The organism is Anabaena sp. CCY 9613 (assembly GCF_963920895.1).
Lineage (GTDB): Bacteria > Cyanobacteriota > Cyanobacteriia > Cyanobacteriales > Nostocaceae > Cyanocohniella.
Map to the genome: position 1 here is coordinate 41,107 of NZ_CAWUDE010000005.1, position 16,933 is coordinate 58,039.

The window sequence follows — 16,933 nt, forward strand, 5'->3', positions numbered from 1 at the left end:
AACAAAAGTTTACGTTTTTTTCAGAAACTAAATTGGAGGCTGGGGACTGGGAAGATGAGAATCAAGCCTTGTTTCTAGCCCCTAGCCCCTAGCCCCTAGAAAATAATTATTCCTCTGCGCCTTGAATTTTCAGTAATAAAGCGCCTAAAGCCCAACCTACAAAAATTAAACCGAAAGATAACAGTGCTGCATTTAAAATTTCGCCGCCCATTGATGTGATTCTCCTTTGCGTATGGTTTGAAGATTGCCTGAGTCTGAGGCTGTTTTATTAGATGGGGAGCAATTACTCTCATCTAATTTTCACCAGTCATTTGATCCAGGTATTTGAATTTTACGTCTACCAATGTCCTGATGCAGACTCCGGTAAACTAGCTCTACAACAGCTACTGTTGGATTAGTCCTGTGTAAATAATTTTAAACCAGTTTTATCTTCAATCCCTAATTTAAGGATAGGGAAGTAGTGTCGTCAACAGATTATCAAGTAATAATATGTATCAAATAAACAAAAAAAACTCAACAAATATACATAAAAATCATCGCCCCCGCTTGGCGTTGACACTAGGAGATCCAGCAGGAATTGGACCAGAGGTAATTTTAAAAGCTTTGGCAGATACTACGGTTAGTCATAATTGCGACGTAACGGTAGTAAGTAGTAAGGATTTGCTATTAGAGATTTATGAGAAGCTGAATTTAGCAGGTTTGGCAAATCCCCGCGAACTGCAAGTTATGGATGTGCCATTAAATCAGGAAATTGCCGACAATATTATTATTGGTACTGGAAATGCGGCTAGTGGTGCGGCTAGTTTTGCTTATATGGAATACGCGATCGCCTGCACATTAGCTGGTAAATTCGATGGTATTGTTACCGGACCCATAGCTAAATCGGCCTGGAAAGCAGCCGGATATAATTATCCAGGACAAACGGAACTCTTGGCAGAGAAATCAGGTGTTGACCGTTTTGGGATGTTATTTGTCGCGCGATCGCCTCATACTAATTGGACAATCCGCACTTTACTTGCAACTACACATATTCCCCTAAGTCAAGTAGCCAAGACATTAACACCACATTTATTGACGAAAAAACTAGATTTACTGGTGGAGTGTTTAAAAGCAGACTTTGGCATAGACAATGGGAGAATTGCGATCGCAGGTTTAAATCCCCACAGTGGCGAACAAGGACAACTGGGAAATGAAGAACAAGATTGGTTGATTCCCTGGTTAGAACAAGAACGGCAAAATCGTCCTCATTGGCAGCTAGAGGGGCCAATACCACCAGATACAATGTGGGTTAAGCCTGGTCAAGCTTGGTATGGCAATTCTGCTGTTCAAAATCCCGCAGATGGGTATTTAGCGCTTTATCACGACCAAGGTTTAATTCCTGTAAAGTTGATGGCCTTTGACCGGGCTGTTAACACTACTATTGGTTTACCTTTTGTGCGGACTTCACCAGATCATGGCACAGCATTTGATATTGCAGGTCAAGGAATTGCTGATGCTACAAGTATGCAAGCAGCCATAAAGTTAGCATCTGAGTTAGTCAGTCAAAGGTTAGCAGTGAAATAGGATTATTCTTCAATCATCAAGTTGCTTTTAATTAAGCCTTTTTGCATAGCCATAACCACAGCTTGGGAGCGATCGCTTACTTTTATTTTATGTAAAATAGCATGAACTCTCACAGTACTATGATTCATTCCCATACTTCCTCCCCCGACAGTTCTTATATTCGTTCTCACCGACGTGGGAAGCACAAAATTTTTATTGGTATGGCTCCCGGTGTGGGCAAAACTTATAAAATGCTGCAAGAAGCACATCAACTCAAACAAGATGGTATTGATGTAGTTATCGGGATGTTAGAAACTCATGGACGAAAAGAAACAGCCATAAAAGCTACGAGATTAGAAACAATTCCCCGTAAAGCCTTTAGCCACCAGAACATCACCCTACAAGAAATGGACACAGACGCAATTGTGCAACGTTTCCCCCAACTGGTTCTAGTGGATGAACTGGCTCATACTAATGCTCCTGGTTCTCCACGAGAAAAACGCTATCAGGACGTAGAGGTAATTTTAGCAGCCGGAATTAATGTTTATTCCACTGTGAATATTCAACATTTAGAAAGTTTAAACGACCTAGTAGCTAGAATTACGGGTGTCGTGGTGCGAGAGCGGATTCCGGATCATGTACTTGACGAAGCTGATGCTGTTGTTGTCATTGATGTTACCCCAGAGACTTTAGAAGAACGCCTACAAGAAGGCCAAATTTACGCCCCTGATAAAATCGAACAATCCCTAAAAAACTTCTTTCAGCGTCGTAATCTCATTGCTTTAAGAGAACTAGCTTTAAGAGAAGTTGCAGATACAGTTGAGGAAGCAGCAAACACTTCTAACTTAGTCGGACAAAATTGTAATATTCACGAACGAGTTCTCGTATGTGTCTCTACTTATCCTGATTCAGCGCAGTTGTTACGTCGAGGCGCACGCATTGCTAATTATATGAATGCGCGATTGTATGCTGTATTTGTGGCAAATCCTGAACGATTTCTCACTAAAGAAGAAAGTTTACATATCGATACTTGTGAGAGATTATGCAGAGAGTTTGGTGGTGAATTTTTATATGTAAAAAGCAAAAGTATTGCTAAAGAAATTGCTCAAGTGGCAGCAGTTCATCGCATTACACAAATTATTATTGGTGAAAGTCAGCAGCCACAATGGAAAAGGTTTTTTAAAATTTCTTTTACTCAACAAATTATAGATTTAATTAGAGATAAAAATATCGATTTACACATTATATCTACTAAAAATTAAGCCTTCCATTTTGCAGTACTAGGTATGTTGTTGAGATGCACAACTTTCACGTCGTGCATCTAAATACAATGCTCAAGATAAGAAGACCTTGCCCTTCATCTGTGTAGTAAATGGGGACACCATCCTCCGCACTAAAAAACGGCATGGTTTACTCCTGATTTACAAATTATGTGGTTTTAAATTCAAATAATACAGGAGTGGCGTGACAAAGCTCATTTAGTGTATTAGTAAAAATAAAAAATTTATGGCATTATTTTAGTCGTGTCAGTCCAGTATGCTAAAAAAGATTATTAAACAGTAGTAGATTCCGGCAGTTCAAACTTATAACCGTAGCCGCGCACAGTCTTAATAAACTCAGGAACCGTAGTATCAACTTCCAACTTCTTGCGAAGCTGACCTATATGTACATCAACCACCCGTCCATCTCCCACATATTCGCAACCCCAGATTTTTTGAATTAATTGGGGACGACTCCAGGCTTGGCCAGGATGACTTGCTAAAAAATGTAAAATATTAAATTCCAGAGCTGTTAATGTTAGAGGCTTATCATTAAGTTTGACCTCCCGACCATCTGGGTTAATTGCCAATTGATTGAACACCAGACGCTGTGATGGAGAAGGATTAACACAACGGATACGTCTTAACAGTGCTTGTACTCTAACTTCAACTTCTGCCAAGCTGAAAGGCTTTGTTAAAAAGTCATCTGCACCTGCGGAAAGGATTTTAATTTTATCGGCTTCAGCAGTTCTCCCAGTCAATATCATTACTAAGACATCAGTGCGACTCTGCATTTCCTGACAAAGTTGATAACCACTGGTATCCGGCAAATTCCAATCCAGAATTACTAAAGCTGGTTGGAACTGATCAAACAACGACAAAGCCGTCTTACCATCTGCCGCAGACTCTATGTGATATTTTCGACTTAAAAAGCGATATATCAGATTGCGGATGCCGAAATCGTCATCTACAACCAGGATTTTAGGATTTGTAGTAGGAAGCATAACCATAACGTTTTAGCCTGTTTCGGATCTGGCGATTGACTATGGGCCGTAGCTTTTACCCTTCTTTACTGCCAGCCCTTTGTCAGACGGATTTAATTAACGTGTAGCATCTTACAGAAAGGGTAGGTTCTCACGGTTAATCTGGGAAAAGACTTAAACTTGGGTAAAGACTGCGCTGAAGATCCTTAGGGGATATACCTCTGGCACGTCTATGAGGGTAAGTGCAACTAAGTCCACAAAATGTGTACGCGATCGCCTGATGCCAAAAGCTTGGTTCAAAGTTGTGATTTGCGCTTACCTGGACTGAGGATGTAGATGTAGATAAAAAAATCAATTATTGCCTAGATATGACCTCTGTGGTACTTAGCTACACTTAATTTTCTATTAATTTTAGAAAAAGTTCAGCTATTATCATGTATGAATAATGTATGACTTTTGTATAAGTTTGGTATGTTTTTCATATTTAATCATGTATTTTCCAATCTTTATACTTAAGCAAAGTGTATTTTTAGCAGTACTTACCCAAATACACTTAATCTTTAAATTGACTACAAAACGACAAAGTCATCAAAATGATCAATTTTCTAGTGGCGTGGCATAGCTGCTCTGGCATTACGGAATCCTATTTAATCTTTGTTAGTGTAGCCTGCACTAACGGCTGAAAACCTCAGTACAACTCAAATAGCCCGATTTCCTCTTGCCTATTTACCTACGCATATTTCTACTCCCTGGTTGCTTGTTCTCTGCTTTACAAGTAATTTGAGCAAATATGGCCAATAACTAGCTGAGAGATGACAAGTCAAGGACTGAGAGCATCGCCAGAAGGTATCAAAGCAGCAAAAACAGCTTTAACTGACAAAACCTTAAGTCAGCACAAATTAGCAGTCGCTTTAGGTATCACACGCCAACCAGTTTCTAAGTTTTTCGCAGGTGAACCAGTTTCTCGCAGTTGTTTTGTGCAAATTTGCCAACAGCTAGGATTATCATGGCAAAAAGTTGTCAGCATACCTGACGATGAGACATCTGAGATAACGGTTAAACACAAGTTTAACAATGTCGATATCAACGCACTGGTGCAGAAAGTCCGTCAACAGCGCCAAGATAAAATTACCGACCAGTGTGGCACTTTGCAACTGTTGGATATTGCCCCAGTCATTCCTATAAATAACATCTATACAGATATCAGTGTTTGCGAAGAAATAAGTAGCCAACAATGGCTAAATATTGCCGATTTAGCCCCAGAATTTAGCCACAAGTCAAACATTCATTCACTTACAGAAATTAATAACCTGAATAAATTACCTGGTTTAGAAGCTGTATCTCGGTACTCAAAGTTAATGGTGTTGGGTAAGCCGGGTTCCGGTAAAACTATATTTTTGCAATATCTAGCTACTGAATGTAACAAAGGAGAATTTCAACCAAAGCGGATATCAATTTTCATCCGACTGCAAGAATTTGCTGAAGATACTCAAGATGATGGTGAATTGTCTTTAGTGAAATATATTACCCAGGAATTTATCAGTTCTGGTATTGAAGAAAAGGCAACTGCAACCATACTGACTGAGGGTAAGGCACTGATTTTATTAGATGGCTTAGATGAAGTACCATCTGCATATGTGAATCAAATGAACAGGGAAATTCGCAGATTTACTCAAACTTATTACAAAAACCAGTTTGTCATTAGCTGTCGCATAGGCTACCAAAACTATAGATTTCCAGGCTTTACTCAAGTTGAAATTGTAGACTTTAACAATAAACAAATTGAAGTTTTTGTCAAAAACTGGTTTGTAGCAGTTGCCCATAAATCTAGAGAAGCTGGAGAAAGTATAGGTAATTTATTTTTCCATCAACTGAATCTGCTAGAAAATCGGCCAATTAAAGAATTAGCCACAACACCAATCTTGCTACATCTAATTTGTTTAGTTTTTAGAGTCAAATCTGAATTACCATCCAACCCAGCCAAGTTTTATGAGCAAATTTTAAATGTTCTATTAGTGAGGTGGGATGAAGTCAGAGGTATTCAACGATATCAGATTCATGGTGATTTAACCTTAGAACATAAAAAAAAGTTGTTGTCTCAGATTGCAGCTAGTACTTTTGAAAAGGAAAGTCATTTTTTTGAAATAGCAAAAGTTCAGCACATTATTGCCAACTATCTGAAGACTTTGCCAAATATCTATATAGATACAGGGAAATGGCAACAAGATATGGCAGCCTTATTTAAGGTAATTGAGGTACAAAATGGTTTATTAGTAGAAAGGTCACGGGAGATTTACTCATTTTCTCATTTAACACTGCATGAGTATTTAACTGCTAAAAATATTGTAGAAAATTTTCCATACCAAGCTTGTAATAATTTGATGAATCATATCACCGACGAGCGTTGGCGGCAAGTCTTCTTGCTTACCATGAGTATGTTACCCAATGCTGAAGATATGTTATGGGCGATGAAAAACAAGATTAATTTAATAGTGGCAAATGATGAGAAAATACAAGATTTGCTGATTTGGTTATCTAGAAAATCTCAATCAGTTGCTACTAGTTATCAAGCAGTAGCTCTGCGTGCTTTTTATCTAGTTTGTGTTGGACGCATTCCGCAGGAGCAACCATTTAAAAAGAGTATTTTTTCTGCTGCTTCTACATATGAACACAAAATTGTAATAAATGATAATGTTCATACTCCTAGCTGTGACCTAGAGTGGGCAATTGTGGGTAATATATCTTTTAATCCTGACCTAGCCCTTGACGAATTTTTAACTAGTACTCTCATTTGTGCAATCGAGCTAAATCTGGCTGTTGAGTCTAGGCTTGATGATGCTATTACTCTGGATCATGTTCAAGCTCTTAAAATTGCCTTACATCAAGCTTTAAATCTGATTACAGAAAATGAATTGAAGCAAAAATTACAAAGTCTTGAAAAACAATTACCTCATCTCAACAGTAATTATGAAACAATTTACCAATGGTGGCAATCTAATGGTAAATACTGGATTACAAATTTAAGAAAAATTTTGATATCTTATCGTGATATTGCTCATGATTGGCAGTTCAATAAACAGCAAATAGAATCATTACAGCAATATTATTATGCTAATAAATTAATAATAGATTGTCTGAATCAGGCTGCAAACATTAATTCAGTTAACAAACAAAAAATTCAAGAAAGCTTGTTATTAGCATTGGCAGAAACCAATAAATAAAGTTTTGTAACCTTATTTTCCATAAATAAAGATAACAAAAATATGGTTTATAAAGATATTTTTTTAAATAAAATTTGAATCTATCGCAAGAAAGAGACTTATTATAATATTCATACCTACGAAAGATAAAATAAAAATGTATATTTTGCTAATTTAGTAATAGTGAAATTAATCAGAAATAGTTATGAATAGTAATCCCATTGAGAACATTATTCCCTCACAGCCACCAATAGAACCACAATCTGACGCTTATGCCGTTAAGTCTCGTTTAGAATGGGGTGAACCAGCTTTTACCATGCTGGATGTACGCGATCGCATGGTCTACAATCAGGGTCATATTATGGGCGCGATGGCCATGCCAATGAATGACTTAGTAGACCGAGCCGCTTCATCTTTAGAAAAGAAGCGTGACATTTATGTTTACGGCGCCAACGAACAAGAAACTGCTCAAGCGGCACAAATGCTCCGTGCGGCTGGATTTGTCCATGTATCTGAACTTAAAGGAGGCCTAGCTGCATGGAAGGAAATAGGCGGGCCCACAGAAGGGATTATTGAATCCAGAACTCCCGCAGGTGCAGATGACCTTAATGTTGTATCGCGGATGCAAAATCACTTAGAGAATCTGGATAAAAAAGCCTAGATTTCTGGTCAATAGTTACTATGTGTAGCGTTTTTTTACTTTGATGCAGGGTAACTGCACCGATACAAAAAGCGTTATCAGTTGTAACTATTGACTGTCTGCTTAATGCTCAAATACATCTTTATACTGCAATAAATCTAAGGAAACTAATGTCGGTAGAACGTGAAAGCATTCTTGAGCAATTTCCCAACGTTCTTCCCGTTTGAGCATAGCGGTTAGTTGCTGCTGGATACCAAGTAAGTAGCGGACATCATTGGCGGCGTAGCTTAATTGAGCCTCAGACAAATTAGCGGCGTTACCCCAATCAGAACTTTGAGCGCTTTTATCTAGTTCCACTTGTGTCAACTCTTGCACCACGTCCTTGAGTCCATGACGATTGGTGTAAGTACGAGCTAGTTTACTGGCAATTTTGGTACAAAAAATAGGCTGCACCTGAATCCCCAAGTTGTAGTGTAAAGTCGCAACATCAAAACGAGCGAAGTGAAAAACTTTGACAATATTCACCGCTTCCAAGAGCTGCTTTAAATTAGGGGCTGCGGTTTGCCCTTTAGCGATGCGAATTGCCGTGACTTTGCCTTCCGGGTTACACAGCTGAACAAGACACAGGCGATCGCGCTGTGGTAATAATCCCATAGTTTCGGTATCAATGGCCATGGCCTCGGATTTTAAATACTCCGCCAGCACATCGTCACTCAGATCGCCATCGCCTACTTGAAAATCTGGTAGTGTCATGAATTAATCAATAATAAATGCAGTGTCTTTTCGGTGAAATTACCATAAGACACTACATTATTATCCTATCTAGTACGAATGAAAATTTGGGTAAGGTAAACTTCGCCCTGAGAATTAGTCGCAACACCAATCCCCGTGTGGTCGAAATTGCCTTGGATATTTTGCAAATGTCCGGGACTTTTCAACCAACCAGTAATAGCTTCGCTAACGGGATCGCTATATCCCTGATTAACAGCGACATTCTCTGACGCATCATTGTAGCGAAGGGGAATAGCTTTCACACGCTGTTCAAATCCTTGATGACTAAACGGGACTTGTCCATTAGCCATGTTTTGACTGTGAATCCGAGCCTGTTGAGTAATATTTGCATTTAGGGTTAACTGTGGCAGTTTATTAGCAACTCGATATCGATTGATTTCTTCAAAAACTGATTTCTCCAAAGCAGTAGTTTCAAAAGACGTAGTTAATGTTGCAGCCTGACTTAAAGGAATCAACAACGGTTGATTAGGAGTGGTTGGTTCTGTCGAAGAGTTACCTGGTATGGGAGCAGTCATTAATCCACTCGCAAAGACAAGCGTACTTAAAGCGATGCCAAAAGCAGGTTGTCGGAACATGGAAACTTGCGTGATGTATGTACTTGAGACCTATACTCTAACTTCGTATTCTCAGAATACATAACAGGATACTATTGAATATTCATTAAATTAGGTCATTTTGGCAAATATTTCCGGAAAATAGCCAGTTCCAAGATCTAACGGTCAGCACTGGGATAGATGAATTGTAATTAATATGTATTATTTTTAACAAAAACTAGTAAAAAGGTGGGATCTTTTCTACCTTTCTAAGAGGATGTTTGAAAAGTTTTGCAGGGTCAAATTTTAGGCTAATCGCCTTACCATAATACGGATCATGGCAAGATAGACAAAAGTCTCCGATGTTTCGGGTAATAATTCATAGTCTCGGACTAATCGCCGACAGCCCATCAGCCATCCGAAAGTGCGCTCGACGACCCAACGTTTTTTGAGTACTGCAAAACCCTTAGTTTGTTGTGGCCGCAGAACCACCTGCACAATCCAACGACAAAAACTCATCACCCACTGCATGAATGGCTGACCATTAAAGCCCCCATCCACCCAGATTGTTGTCAAACGAGACAGTTTCTGGCTAGATTTTTTGACTTCTCGCTTGCGACCACCAGGTTTTGCTTCTTGGCCGGGATTCGTTGAGGCTATTTATCAAAAGAAACTGGTAGATTTTCAGAAGTTACATCAGGTATCACCACATCACCTGTAATAGTTGCTTTCTCAGCAGAAGTAGCTGTTTGAGCAGCTTGACGCTGTTGTTCTATCACTTGGGCAATTTGCTGCATCAATTGGTCGATTTTCTGGGCTTCTTCCTGGTTCTCTTGTTCCTGGTATATTTGGTGGGCACGTTTTAATACTGCATTGGCTCTTGGTAGATCACCCTGATTGTATAAAGTCACTCCCAAGTTATAGTAAGTTGCAGCATCCTGGGGATTTTGGCGAATTGCTTGCCGATAAACCGCGATCGCTTCGGTATTTTGACCTTGAATTGCCCTTAGACTACCCATATTGTTATAGGCTTTGGCATTTTGCGGATTTAGCTGCACGGCTTGTCGATAGGCGGCGATGGCAGGTTCAATTTCACCTTGTGATTGCAGGGCGATGGCTAAGTTAAAATGGGCATCGGCATTGTTTTGATCCAAATTAATTGCCTGCTCGTAGGCGGCGATCGCTTCCTGGGATTGTCCTAAGTCATGTAATGCTAAACCTAAGTTATACTGGGCTGCTGACCTTGTAGGGTCGATCACCAATGCTTGCCGATAAGCTGTAATTGCCGCTTCCTTTTGTCCTTGTCGGTGCAATGCTAACCCCAGGTTATAATAAGTTTCACCCAAATTGGGGTTAATTCGTAAGGCTTCTCCATATTCTTGCACTGCTATATCTAGGCGATTTTGCATCAACAGAATATTGCCGAGATAATTCCTGGCCATGCCAATAGTCGGATCACGCTGCAAGGCGCGGCGAAAGGCAGATTCTGCACCCTGTAAGTCATTCCGGTTATAACGTGTGACTCCCTGCTGGTAAAAGCTAGCTGCTTCTAAATCCTGAGATACTGGAGTTTGTGCCAATAGTTTGCTTGCTGGTAAATTGATCATTGTCGGTGCAGCCAACATCAAAAATGTAGAGGCAGCACAGAGAAGTCCTAAATGTGGCTGCCGCCCATTGAACATCGGAGAAAACCAGCAAAACCACTGACGAATTTGATGCTGTTTATACATAAATGATAACTCTGTACTTTTATAGATCCTTATAAGTCAGAGTACCCACCAAGAAACAGAAAATTAAAAGTTAAAAGTTAAAAATTTCTAACTCTTGCTAGATCTAGCTTCTGGCAAAATTAGCATGGCATCACCGAAAGAATAAAAGCGATATTGAGAGGCAATCGCTTCGTTGTATAGATTTAACAATCGCTGTCTACCAATCAACGCACTTACTAGCATCAGCAAACTAGAACGCGGTAGATGAAAATTAGTAATTAAACCTTCTACTACCCGCCATTGGTAACCAGGATAAATAAATAAATTGGTTTTGCCACAAAATGGTTGTAAGTCCCCAGATGTAGCGGCCCCTTCTAAAGCCCGGACTGCTGTTGTCCCCACAGCAATAATGCGACCACCAGCAGCTTTGGTGGCGCGGATTTGTTCTACTGTTTCTGGAGGAACTTCAATCCATTCTTCATGCATTTGATGACTAGTCACATCTTCTACTTCCACCGGGCGAAAGGTACCCACGCCCACATGTAGTGTAATGTAAGCTTGGTTGATGCCGCGATCGCGCAACTTTTCTAATAGTTCTGGCGTAAAGTGTAATCCAGCCGTAGGTGCGGCGATCGCTCCTGGTTGTTGAGCATAAACTGTTTGATATTGTTCATCAGCAGCCGTCGATGCCGTAATATAAGGTGGTAGGGGTATTTCACCAAATTTATCTAACACTGATACCAAAGATTTTCCTGTCGGCACATCAAATAGTAATAAACGGCCTCCGGTTGCTGGGTCTGATTCTAAAACTGTGGCAGTTAATTGAGTAGGGAGTGGGTCAGAATTTTCTGCATTCCTCATCCCTATTCCTCTCGGTTCAAAAATAATCTCTGTTCCTGGTTTGAAGCGTTTTCCTGGCTTGACCAAGGCTAACCAACAGTTATGTTGTCGTTCTTCTAAAAGCAACACCTCTATTTCTGCGCCTGTAGATTTACGACCATAAAGACGTGCCGGAATAACTTTAGTATTATTTATGACTAATAAATCACCAGTACGTAATAGGTCTGGTAAATCCCGAAAAATATGGTGTAGGGGTGCTGTTTCTTGACCTGTCGTAGGAGAATTCACTACCAATAACTGTGAGCTATCTCTAGGAAATACAGGATTTTGGGCAATAAGTTCACTAGGTAATGTGTAATCATACCCAGCCAATGAACAGTCTAAATTTGCATTTTTTTCCTCTTGGGGAGAAAGTGATTGAAAATTAGTGTGTGCTATTTGTTGCTTCATAGAATTTGAATGATAGTGAACAATTTAGGAACATGAATTAAATAACATGCAAGTCTGGTTTTTGACCTCACCCCGCCTTTGACTTGCGTCAAACTCTCCCCTCTCCTTGGTAAGGGTGAGGTTCTGTATTTTATTAAATCCACATTCCTTAGTTTGATATTTATCAGAAAAATGCTCAATTACAATGCTCAATTTCCTTTTTTCACTATTAGGTATGGAGACTATATTAAGTAACACGGAAATATCACTACTAAAATTGGGTAATTTTCCCCATACGAAAACGGGGGCTTTTACCCTACCCGGAATAGCGATCTATCTACGAATATAGAGGAGTAGGATTGGCTTTGATCCAAAGCAGCAACATGGAATACTTGTATTACCTGGCAAATGCCAGTCTAACTCTGAGGGTCGTTCAACATCTGCACGCCAGACCTCAGATGCCCGTCTCCTTCGTTACCGTGATTCATCAAATTGATGGTTGGGTGGTGAGAATCAAATTCAAAAGTCCAGTTTCGTCTCAAGAAGATGGCGATTTTCGGGCTTTTCTCAATGAATTAGGAATTAGCTACGAACCACCGATGCGCGTGCAAATGGCACTTTGGAGTTTGGAAGCCGGACAAAGTCCTGTGGACGTAATGCGTCGCTATCAAGTAGCGATAGTTTCTCATGGTAGCCCAGAAAGAGAAGAAATTGAAGCGTTTCGCCAACAATTCGTCCGGGGGCTGGGTTATTGTCCAGAAACACTGGCTTGAGATGGCTCAGTGTGAGTGCTACCACTAAGGAATTGGCAATTGGTAATTGGTCAACAGAGATATTTTTCTATGACTAATTACCAGCCGATTTTGGATTTTCGGTTTTCACAAACAAATCTAATTCACTGTTCACCTCAGGCGCTGTAAATATTCGGTGATCTAGGATTCATTTTTAATTTTTATTGGCGCAGCCTGCGCTAGGCGCTGAAAAAACTCACTCCCCATTCCCTGTGTCCTATTTCTTATTCCCTGTATCTACACCACACAAGCTATTTGGTCGTCGCGTTGCCCAAATATGGGAATAATGGAAATTAAAAGGCAATAGGCAATAGGTAACAGGGAAATACCCGTTATGCCTACTTTTTTAATCGCCAAGATAGGTGCAAAATTTAACGTGAGTCTCCAACGGAGGCGCACATAAAATTTAAGGTAAGATTTTTACTATTTCCAATTCACAATTAAGCGCCGTTGGTGTTGTCTTACCATTAGACATAGGGCTTAGTGAATCGAAAAGTGTTCATAAAATAAATATTAAGATACAACGTTTAGCAATATCTGTCTAAATAGAGTAGGAGCATGAAAAAATTAATTTTACAAATATAAATAATGCTCCCCACAGGCAGGTTTTATACTAATTTTACAAATGAATAAAACACAGATAATTTACCTGTTTACCATAAAGTAAAACAAGTCAATAACTAAGGATTTTTGGGTATGTATCACAAAATTTTGGTGGCTATAGATAAGTCTGACATGAGCCAATCTGTTTTTGAACAAGGTATATTTTTGGCAAAAGCAGCTGACGCGGAACTTATGTTACTGCATGTATTATCTCCTTTAGAAGATCCTTATCTCAGTCCTGTATTTACCCAACCAGACACCATGTATCCATCTCTACAAGCTGCACCTATAGATAGCTACATGCGGGAGTGGGAAGAACTGAAGCAACAAAGACTCGATTGGTTGCGATCGCTTAGTGATACAGCAATTCATGCAGGGGTAAAAACTGGGTTTACCCAAAACTTGGGTGATGCAGGTCGGATGATTTGTGAGGTGGCGCGTAATTGGCCCGCAGACTTGATTATTGTGGGTCGTCGAGGTCGTGTTGGCATCAGTGAGTTTTTGCTCGGTAGTGTCAGCAATTATGTACTACATCATTCCCCTTGCTCTATTTTGACAGTCCAAGGACGCATTCCTCCGACAACAGATACCGATTTGATTTGACCGCATAGTCAATCATTCAAGGTGCGTTGTGCGACAACACAACGCCATTTGCTACAACTGAGGGAACCTCTGCAACGCACTGGCTCCCCTACAGTTGATTTATATTTCTTCATATACATTGAATCTTAACTGCTAGAAATAATGTTAATGAATGTAAATTTTATATTGATTTATTAATATTTATTAACAGAAAAGAAGAAGATAAAATTTATATCGAACCCGCTATTTCTTTAAAGAAAACTCAGAACTTACACGGATATCATTTAGGTTAAATATATTTATTATAGTAGATCAATAACTAATGAACTGCATCTTTATTATCTGAATTATTTAGACAAGTATATTCGCCATCGTAAAGATGCACACCAATTTTTATCTAGTTATTTTGGGTATTTAAAGGGCTGATTTGTTAATTAAAGGAACAAACTATGACCTACCCGGAGATGACGATATCAAATAACATTTTTAACGAGTTTAAAATTTGTACTCAACTGCAATATAACGGACATTTAAATATTAAAAGTCCTAAAGGAAATCAATGGGTTTTTTACTATCGTCTAGGGCGAATAGTTTGGGCGACAGGTGGAACCCATCCTTTCCGGCGCTGGCGGAGACAGATGGCTCAATATTGCCCCCACATTGATGTAGGTAAGTTGCAGTTACGCAGACAAGATATATCAATGGATTACTGGGATTATCGCCTCCTGGAAATTTTGTATAAAAAACAGAAAATTCAGCGTGAGCAAATTCACGCTATTGTAGAAAATACGATAGCAGAACTTTTATTTGACTTAGCTCAAAAAACTGATTTTGTTTCTGTGAGTTGCGATCGCAGGCAGGAAGTAATCTTAGAAACACCAATGAGTTTTACGAGTGCAGATCTGTCTATGAAGCAGATGCAAGACTCGTGGAAAACTTGGTCAGAAGCTGGTTTAGCAAATTTTTCTCCTGACTTAGCGCCAGTCATCCGCAAACCAGAACAACTCCAGGAGCATGTTAGTCCATCTGTTTACAAAAACTTTGTTAGTTTGATCGACGGTAAGTATACGCTGCGGGATTTAGCGGCAAAAATGAAGCAGAGTATTGTTCCTGTTACCCGTTCGTTGTTGCCTTATATCCTCAAAGGCATTATTGAACTAGTGGAAGTTCCTGATTTACCTTTGTCAGTGACAGAACTCAAAAGTCAGCCTATTGCTACACAATCGCAAAAATCAACTGCGCCATTGGTGGCCTGTGTGGATGATAGCCCTCAAGTTTGTAAAATCTTAGAGGAAATTATCACTTCAAATGGAATGAGATTTGTCAAGATTCAAGATGCTGTACAAGCTTTACCAATTTTGATTCAAGACAAACCAGACCTGATTTTTTTAGATTTGATTATGCCTATTGCTAATGGTTACGAAATATGCACTCAGTTGCGCCGTATTTCTGCCTTTGCCGACACACCTGTAATTATTTTAACTGGTAATGATGGCCTTCTTGATAGAGTCCGAGCTAAAGTAGTCGGTTCCACAGATTTTCTGACTAAACCCGTAACAGAAGATAAGTTAATGAGTGTAGTCAGAAAATATTTACCTGTACAGCTAAAAACCCAAGTTAAAGGCAAATCATATCCATCTAATTTAAGGGTTTGTCATTAAGGTCTTTGGCATAAGTTTTTGATTGGCTTTTTTGAAATTACTTTTTTAAACTTGGATATACTTCAGTCTTAATTATTTTACTTAACGTGAGTTCGATGGCTTTAAAAAACCCCGCTTCCATTCCTCTACCCGACGCGGTGAGAGGCTTAAAAACACTATTTTTTCGTACCAAACTGTAGATTTTTTGCCCCTTCCATCGTAGGGAAGGGGTTGGGGTTAGGTTCCGTCGAACTCACATTTACTTAAGGCTGAATTATCCAGTAATTAATAGTATTAGATAAAACTAAAATTATTAACAAAAAAACTGATAAAGTCTAGTACTTACGCTGAAGCAAATCTAAAAAAGATGAATCAAACTTGAGTAAAACTCAAATCCAGTAAATGTCTTATTAAGATATTTACTAAGTTTGGTAGTTTCATTATTGCAAAATTCAACAGGTGATAAATATGAATACTGTTTTAGTTGTTGAAGATGGTTTGACAGATATGCAAATCCTCAGCCGTTACTTGCAGCAAGCAGGGTATTCGGTAATGAGTGCCACCAGTAGTGAAGAGGCACAGGACAAAATAGACAAAAATAAACCTGATCTGATTTTTTTAGATGTAATTTTACCGGGTAAAAGTGGATTTGAAATTTGTCGAGAACTTAAAAATAACCCCAACACTAGCAAAATACCTGTGGTTTTTTGTTCTACTAAAAATAGCGACGTAGACAAAATTTGGGGTAACATGCTGGGTGCGGAAGCTTATCTTTCTAAACCTATAGATCAAGAAGAACTAGAGGTTACTTTAAAGAAATTAATTAAGTAATATCAAAGGAAAAATGACTTTAGAGACTAAGCAGAAATTTTTAAGTTTGCAATTAGGTACAAGGGATACAGCAGTAATTGCTTTAGAACACATCACAGAAGTTTTTCAAGTATCGTTGGCCGATATATGTGGTGTCCCCCAAATGCCTAATTGTGTCTTGGGTATCTATAACTGGCGCGGCGAAATGCTGTGGTTAGTTGATTTAGAAGAAATGCTGGGTTATCCACCACTTTTACAAAAGGCTAATTTTCTTTCAACAATGATGGCTATTGTGCTGGAAAAAGAAGGTAAATATTTAGGGTTATTGGTGCGGAATCTCATGGATATTGAGTGGCTAGACACCAATCAAATTAAACCTCCATCAGCTGAATTATTTTATCCGGCGATGTCACCATTTTTGCAAGGCTACTTTATTAATAGTGCTGAGGAGATGCTATTAAATTTGGATGCCACAGCAATTGTGCGATCGCCTCTATGGACTATGAATAATTAATTATCTTTTCTAGTCATGCATTTTCAATTACCAGGGTTTAACTGGAAACGACAAAATATTACTTTA

General features: G+C 39.1%; 16 protein-coding genes and 1 pseudogene. 9 read left to right on the top strand and 8 right to left on the bottom strand.

Features of this window, described 5'->3' with window-relative positions:
• Positions 1 to 106: 106 nt before the first annotated feature.
• Positions 107 to 211, bottom strand: coding sequence for a PetM family cytochrome b6-f complex subunit 7 (locus ACM0OT_RS07395; RefSeq protein ID WP_006199111.1), 105 nt, complete (start codon positions 209 to 211; stop codon positions 107 to 109).
• 278 nt (positions 212 to 489) lie between these two features.
• Here ACM0OT_RS07395 and pdxA point away from each other — a divergent pair, with 278 nt between their 5' ends.
• A complete protein-coding gene (pdxA, locus tag ACM0OT_RS07400) occupies positions 490 to 1,563 on the top strand; it encodes a 4-hydroxythreonine-4-phosphate dehydrogenase PdxA (RefSeq protein ID WP_414563753.1) in 1,074 nt (357 codons plus the stop codon).
• 2 nt (positions 1,564 to 1,565) lie between these two features.
• Here pdxA and ACM0OT_RS07405 read toward each other — a convergent pair whose 3' ends face one another.
• A complete protein-coding gene (locus tag ACM0OT_RS07405; protein WP_414563754.1) occupies positions 1,566 to 1,691 on the bottom strand; it encodes a hypothetical protein in 126 nt (41 codons plus the stop codon).
• Between ACM0OT_RS07405 and ACM0OT_RS07410 the strand changes: the two genes are divergently transcribed.
• Entirely contained in the window at positions 1,683 to 2,804 is a 1,122-nt protein-coding gene (locus tag ACM0OT_RS07410) for a sensor protein KdpD (protein ID WP_414563755.1), read from the top strand. The two genes, ACM0OT_RS07405 and ACM0OT_RS07410, sit on opposite strands and share 9 nt — an antisense overlap.
• A gap of 290 nt (positions 2,805 to 3,094) precedes the next feature.
• On the opposite strand, the gene ACM0OT_RS07415 is transcribed toward ACM0OT_RS07410, so the two are convergent.
• On the bottom strand, positions 3,095 to 3,811 hold the full coding sequence (locus tag ACM0OT_RS07415; protein WP_414563756.1) for a response regulator transcription factor: 717 nt from the start codon (positions 3,809 to 3,811) through the stop codon (positions 3,095 to 3,097).
• Positions 3,812 to 4,596: 785 nt separating this feature from the next.
• Between ACM0OT_RS07415 and ACM0OT_RS07420 the strand changes: the two genes are divergently transcribed.
• Both ACM0OT_RS07420 and ACM0OT_RS07425 read left to right on the top strand, forming a co-directional pair.
• Positions 4,597 to 7,005, top strand: a complete 2,409-nt coding sequence (locus ACM0OT_RS07420; RefSeq protein ID WP_414563757.1) for an NACHT domain-containing protein — start codon at positions 4,597 to 4,599, stop codon at positions 7,003 to 7,005.
• Positions 7,006 to 7,189: 184 nt separating this feature from the next.
• A complete protein-coding gene (locus ACM0OT_RS07425) occupies positions 7,190 to 7,645 on the top strand; it encodes a rhodanese-like domain-containing protein (protein ID WP_414563758.1) in 456 nt (151 codons plus the stop codon).
• 102 nt (positions 7,646 to 7,747) lie between these two features.
• Here the strand turns inward: ACM0OT_RS07425 and ACM0OT_RS07430 are convergent, their stop codons facing one another.
• From ACM0OT_RS07430 to queA, 5 genes and pseudogenes are all read right to left on the bottom strand, one after another.
• On the bottom strand, positions 7,748 to 8,377 hold the full coding sequence (locus tag ACM0OT_RS07430; RefSeq protein WP_414563759.1) for a ribonuclease H-like domain-containing protein: 630 nt from the start codon (positions 8,375 to 8,377) through the stop codon (positions 7,748 to 7,750).
• 65 nt (positions 8,378 to 8,442) lie between these two features.
• Positions 8,443 to 8,991 (bottom strand): CAP domain-containing protein, encoded by a 549-nt coding sequence (locus ACM0OT_RS07435; RefSeq protein WP_414563760.1) that lies wholly within the window; start codon positions 8,989 to 8,991, stop codon positions 8,443 to 8,445.
• Positions 8,992 to 9,255: 264 nt separating this feature from the next.
• A pseudogene (locus ACM0OT_RS07440) lies at positions 9,256 to 9,528 on the bottom strand (transposase); the annotation flags it as partial.
• Positions 9,529 to 9,605: 77 nt separating this feature from the next.
• Positions 9,606 to 10,679 carry a tetratricopeptide repeat protein gene (locus ACM0OT_RS07445; protein WP_414563761.1) on the bottom strand — a complete coding sequence of 358 codons (1,074 nt, stop codon included), beginning with the start codon at positions 10,677 to 10,679 and terminating at the stop codon, positions 9,606 to 9,608.
• An 87-nt stretch (positions 10,680 to 10,766) separates the two neighbouring features.
• Positions 10,767 to 11,948 (bottom strand): tRNA preQ1(34) S-adenosylmethionine ribosyltransferase-isomerase QueA, encoded by a 1,182-nt coding sequence (gene queA, locus ACM0OT_RS07450; RefSeq protein ID WP_414563762.1) that lies wholly within the window; start codon positions 11,946 to 11,948, stop codon positions 10,767 to 10,769.
• A gap of 362 nt (positions 11,949 to 12,310) precedes the next feature.
• Here queA and ACM0OT_RS07455 point away from each other — a divergent pair, with 362 nt between their 5' ends.
• The 5 genes from ACM0OT_RS07455 to ACM0OT_RS07475 all read left to right on the top strand — a co-directional run bounded on the left by ACM0OT_RS07455 (position 12,311) and on the right by ACM0OT_RS07475 (position 16,867).
• Positions 12,311 to 12,700 carry a hypothetical protein gene (locus ACM0OT_RS07455; protein WP_414541654.1) on the top strand — a complete coding sequence of 130 codons (390 nt, stop codon included), beginning with the start codon at positions 12,311 to 12,313 and terminating at the stop codon, positions 12,698 to 12,700.
• 714 nt (positions 12,701 to 13,414) lie between these two features.
• Positions 13,415 to 13,924, top strand: a complete 510-nt coding sequence (locus ACM0OT_RS07460; RefSeq protein ID WP_414563763.1) for a universal stress protein — start codon at positions 13,415 to 13,417, stop codon at positions 13,922 to 13,924.
• Between the two features lie 428 nt (positions 13,925 to 14,352).
• Positions 14,353 to 15,564, top strand: a complete 1,212-nt coding sequence (locus ACM0OT_RS07465; RefSeq protein ID WP_414563764.1) for a response regulator — start codon at positions 14,353 to 14,355, stop codon at positions 15,562 to 15,564.
• Positions 15,565 to 16,011: 447 nt separating this feature from the next.
• Positions 16,012 to 16,374, top strand: coding sequence for a response regulator transcription factor (locus tag ACM0OT_RS07470; RefSeq protein ID WP_414541653.1), 363 nt, complete (start codon positions 16,012 to 16,014; stop codon positions 16,372 to 16,374).
• Positions 16,375 to 16,387: 13 nt separating this feature from the next.
• Positions 16,388 to 16,867: a chemotaxis protein CheW gene (locus ACM0OT_RS07475; protein ID WP_414563765.1), complete on the top strand. Its 480-nt coding sequence runs from the start codon at positions 16,388 to 16,390 to the stop codon at positions 16,865 to 16,867.
• Positions 16,868 to 16,933 lie beyond the last annotated feature (66 nt).

Bases quoted from the DNA above. Each gene is read 5' to 3' on its own strand.
- ACM0OT_RS07395 (WP_006199111.1), bottom strand. From the start codon at position 211: ATGGGCGGCGAAATTTTAAATGCAGCACTGTTATCTTTCGGTTTAATT.
- pdxA (WP_414563753.1), top strand. From the start codon at position 490: ATGTATCAAATAAACAAAAAAAACTCAACAAATATACATAAAAATCAT.
- ACM0OT_RS07410 (WP_414563755.1), top strand. From the start codon at position 1,683: ATGATTCATTCCCATACTTCCTCCCCCGACAGTTCTTATATTCGTTCT.
- ACM0OT_RS07405 (WP_414563754.1), bottom strand. From the start codon at position 1,691: ATGAATCATAGTACTGTGAGAGTTCATGCTATTTTACATAAAATAAAA.
- ACM0OT_RS07415 (WP_414563756.1), bottom strand. From the start codon at position 3,811: ATGGTTATGCTTCCTACTACAAATCCTAAAATCCTGGTTGTAGATGAC.
- ACM0OT_RS07420 (WP_414563757.1), top strand. From the start codon at position 4,597: ATGACAAGTCAAGGACTGAGAGCATCGCCAGAAGGTATCAAAGCAGCA.
- ACM0OT_RS07425 (WP_414563758.1), top strand. From the start codon at position 7,190: ATGAATAGTAATCCCATTGAGAACATTATTCCCTCACAGCCACCAATA.
- ACM0OT_RS07430 (WP_414563759.1), bottom strand. From the start codon at position 8,377: ATGACACTACCAGATTTTCAAGTAGGCGATGGCGATCTGAGTGACGAT.
- ACM0OT_RS07435 (WP_414563760.1), bottom strand. From the start codon at position 8,991: ATGTTCCGACAACCTGCTTTTGGCATCGCTTTAAGTACGCTTGTCTTT.
- ACM0OT_RS07445 (WP_414563761.1), bottom strand. From the start codon at position 10,679: ATGTATAAACAGCATCAAATTCGTCAGTGGTTTTGCTGGTTTTCTCCG.
- queA (WP_414563762.1), bottom strand. From the start codon at position 11,948: ATGAAGCAACAAATAGCACACACTAATTTTCAATCACTTTCTCCCCAA.
- ACM0OT_RS07455 (WP_414541654.1), top strand. From the start codon at position 12,311: ATGGAATACTTGTATTACCTGGCAAATGCCAGTCTAACTCTGAGGGTC.
- ACM0OT_RS07460 (WP_414563763.1), top strand. From the start codon at position 13,415: ATGTATCACAAAATTTTGGTGGCTATAGATAAGTCTGACATGAGCCAA.
- ACM0OT_RS07465 (WP_414563764.1), top strand. From the start codon at position 14,353: ATGACCTACCCGGAGATGACGATATCAAATAACATTTTTAACGAGTTT.
- ACM0OT_RS07470 (WP_414541653.1), top strand. From the start codon at position 16,012: ATGAATACTGTTTTAGTTGTTGAAGATGGTTTGACAGATATGCAAATC.
- ACM0OT_RS07475 (WP_414563765.1), top strand. From the start codon at position 16,388: ATGACTTTAGAGACTAAGCAGAAATTTTTAAGTTTGCAATTAGGTACA.